Raw genomic sequence first — 3576 nt, forward strand, 5'->3', positions numbered from 1 at the left:
CCTCCCCAGAGAATCTTCTTTTCGTTTGGGGAGGCGGAACCTCCCCAGAGAATCTTCTTTTCGTTTGGGGAGGCGGAACCTCCCCAGAGAATCTTCTTTTCGTTTGGGGAGGCGGAGCCTCCCAGGGAGCCCCCCCCCAGGGGGGCCGCTCAATGCCCGCGCAGGATCTGGCTGAGGAAGGACTTCAGCCGGTCCGTCTTGGGGTCGTTGAAGATCTGGTCCGGGACGCCGGCCTCGACGACCTCGCCGCGGTCCATGAAGACGACGCGGTCGGCCACCTGGCGGGCGAAGCCCATCTCGTGGGTGACGCAGACCATGGTCATGCCGGTCTCGGCGAGGCCCACCATGGTATCCAGCACTTCCTTGATCATCTCCGGGTCGAGGGCCGAGGTCGGCTCGTCGAAGAGCATGATCTTGGGCTTCATGCAGAGGGCGCGGGCGATGGCGACGCGCTGCTGCTGGCCGCCGGAGAGCTGGCCCGGATACTTCTTGGCCTGCTCCGGGATCTTGACCCGGGACAGGTAGTGCATCGCCAGTTCCTCGGCCTCCTTCTTCGGCATCTGGCGGACCCAGATGGGCGCCAGGGTGCAGTTCTCGAGGATGGTGAGGTGGGGGAAGAGGTTGAAGCTCTGGAACACCATGCCGACCTCGCGGCGGATGGCGTCGAGGGCGCGGGTGTCGTCGGTCAGCTCCATGCCATCGACGACGATGCGGCCTTCCTGGTGCTGCTCCAGGCGGTTGATGCAGCGGATCATGGTGGACTTGCCGGAGCCCGAGGGGCCGCAGACCACGACGCGCTCCCCGGTGCCGACGGTCAGCGACACGTCGCGCAGCACATGCATGGCGCCGTACCACTTGTTGACCTTGTCGAGCAGGATGGCCGGCGGGGCGTCCGTGCGCAGGGCGGAGGCGATGTGCGGGCCCTCGCCCGCGATGTCGATGGTGGCGCTCATGCGGCGTGCGGTCCCTGGGTCTCGGAGGTGTTGCGGCGGGCCATGCTCAGCGCACCCGGTGGCGGTTCAGCTCCGCCTCGAGGTTCTGGCTGTAGCGGGACATGGCGAAGCAGAAGATGAAGTAGATGAGGCCGGCGGTGACGTAGACCTCGATGCCGAAGCCCTGCCAGGCGGGTTCGACGATGGCGGTCTTGCCGGCGGTGAGCAGGTCGAAGATGCCGATGATCAGCACCAGCGACGTGTCCTTGAAGAAGCCGATGAAGGTGTTGACCAGGGGCGGGATGACCAGCCGCAGGGCCTGGGGCAGGATGATGAAGCCGGTCTTCTGCCAGTAGGAGAGGCCGAGGGCGTCGGCCGCCTCGTACTGCCCCTTGGGCAGGGCCTGGAGGCCGCCGCGCACCACCTCCGCCAGGTAGGCGGCGGCGAAGAGGATGATGGCGATCTGCGCGCGCAGCAGCTTGTCGATGTTCATGCCTTCCGGGAGGAAGAGCGGGAACATGACGCTGGCCATGAAGAGCAGGCTGATGAGCGGCACGCCGCGGATCAGCTCCACATAGAGCACGCAGAGCATCTTGATGGCCGGCATGCGCGAGCGCCGGCCGAGCGCCACCAGGATGGAGAGCGGGAAGGCGAAGGCGATGCCGAAGGTGGAGAGGATGAGGGTGATGACGAGGCCACCCCAGCGCTCCTGCGGCACATAGGGCATGCCGAGGATGCCGCCCCACATCAGCACGCCGATGACGGCGAGGGTGCCGAGCCAGACCAGCGCCAGCTCCTTGCGCCAGAAGCGGCGCATGGCGGAGACGATGTAGAGCCCGATGAAGAGGACGATGCAGATGGCCGGGCGCCAGTGCTGCTCGTAGGGGTAGGTGCCGAAGAGGATGAAGCGGTGCTTCTCCGTCACCACCGCCCAGCAGGCGCCGCTGCCCTGGAGGGCGCGGCAGGCCTGGGTCTGCGCCGTGCCGTTGACGCTGGGCACGGACCAGATGGCGTTGACGAAGGCCCAGTCCACGAAGCCCACGGCCCAGCGGACCAGCAGGTAGCCGAGCGCCAGGGTGACGGCGGTGGAGAGCCAGGAGGAGAAGAGGTTGGCCCGCACCCAGGCCAGCGGCCCGACCGCCAGGACGGGCGGGCGGCGCGGGGCGGCGGTGGCGGGCTGGTGGCCGCGCGGGGCGGCCTCGGCGGTGATGTCGGCCATGGTCTCAGCGCTCCACCAGCGCGATGCGCGCCGCGTAGCCGGCCCAGGGGCCGGCGAAGCCGGGGAAGGTCGGCAGCTTGCGGATGTCCATGTCTCAGCGCTCCACCAGCGCGATGCGCGCGTTGTACCAGTTCATGAACAGGCTGATCGACAGGCTGAAGGTCAGGTAGACCGCCATGATGACGGCGATGCCCTCGATCGCTTGGCCGGTCTGGTTCAGCGTGGTGTTGGAGATGGAGACGATGTCCTGGTAGCCGATGGCCACCGCCAGGGAGGAGTTCTTCGTCAGGTTCAGGTACTGGCTGGTCATCGGCGGGATGATGACGCGCAGGGCCTGCGGCAGGACGATCTTGCGCATGATCAGGCCGCGCGGCAGGCCGAGGGCCTCGGCGGCCTCCCACTGGCCCTTGGCGACGGCGAGGATGCCGGAGCGCACGATCTCGCCGATGAAGGCGGCGGTGTACATCACGAGGCCGAGCAGCAGCGCGAAATATTCCGGGGTGATGGTCAGGCCACCCTGGAAGTTGAAGCCGCGCAGCGCCGGGATGTCGCCCTGCCAGGGGGCGCCGAGGAGGGCCCAGATGGCGACCGGCAGGCCGATGAGATAGCCAAGGGCGGCGGGCCACACCTTGCGCGGCTTGCCATCGGCCATCTGCTTCGCGCGGGCGGAACGGGCATGCAGCACGGTCAGCACGAGGCCGGCGACGAAGCCGAGCAGGGCGAAGCTGTGCGCGTCCTGCCACTGGATCCAGGGCAGCTTCAGGCCGCGGTTGGAGAGGAAGACGCCCTCCATCGGGTGCATCGCCTGGCGCGGGCCGGGCAGGCCCTGGAGGATGGCGTACCAGAAGAGCAGCTGCAGCAGCAGCGGCAGGTCACGCACCACCTCGACATAGGTGGCGGCGATGCGGGAGAGCAGCCAGTTCTTCGACAGCCGGGCGATGCCGACGAGCGTGCCGAGGAAGGTGGCCAGGATGATGCCGACAATGGCGATCTTCAGCGTGTTGAGCACGCCGACGATGAGCGCCCGGGCATAGGTGTCGGTCGGGCTGTAGGAGATGACGCTCTCGGCGATCGGCAGGCCGGCCTCGCGCGAGAGGTAGCCGAAGCCCGTGGCGATGCGGCGCACCTCGAGGTTGTGCGAGGTGTTGCTCACCAGCCAGGAGATGATGGAAACCACCACGCCCAGCACCAGGACCTGCCAGACGATGGCGCGCAGCCTCTCATCGGCCCAGGAGAGGCGGAGTCCCTTCTTTGGTGGCGCGCGGAGCAGCCTGGGATCGGCAGCGGTGTCGGACATGCTTTTGAAGCCCCGTTGTTTCGTCTTTGTCCGATATTCGGGAAGTGCTTCCGCCCGGGCGGCGTCTTGGCGCCGCTTCGGGGCGGGGAGCGCGGGGGCGGGCGGGGCGGGCCCCCCCCTCACCCACC

Annotated in this window: 3 protein-coding genes; all 3 read right to left on the reverse strand. The window is 68.0% G+C overall.

Annotated elements, in window-relative coordinates; translation table 11 throughout:
- Window positions 1-149: 149 nt before the first annotated feature.
- The 3 genes from NON00_RS22520 to NON00_RS22530 all read right to left on the reverse strand — a co-directional run bounded on the left by NON00_RS22520 (window position 150) and on the right by NON00_RS22530 (window position 3448).
- On the reverse strand, window positions 150-953 hold the full coding sequence (locus tag NON00_RS22520) for an amino acid ABC transporter ATP-binding protein (RefSeq protein WP_305123519.1): 804 nt from the start codon (window positions 951-953) through the stop codon (window positions 150-152).
- A 46-nt stretch (window positions 954-999) separates the two neighbouring features.
- On the reverse strand, window positions 1000-2151 hold the full coding sequence (locus tag NON00_RS22525) for an amino acid ABC transporter permease (protein WP_256025018.1): 1152 nt from the start codon (window positions 2149-2151) through the stop codon (window positions 1000-1002).
- A gap of 94 nt (window positions 2152-2245) precedes the next feature.
- Window positions 2246-3448: an amino acid ABC transporter permease gene (locus NON00_RS22530; RefSeq protein WP_256025019.1), complete on the reverse strand. Its 1203-nt coding sequence runs from the start codon at window positions 3446-3448 to the stop codon at window positions 2246-2248.
- Between the last annotated feature and the right edge of the window lie 128 nt (window positions 3449-3576).

This window comes from Roseomonas sp. GC11, assembly GCF_024437745.1.
Classification (GTDB): Bacteria; Pseudomonadota; Alphaproteobacteria; order Acetobacterales; family Acetobacteraceae; genus Pseudoroseomonas.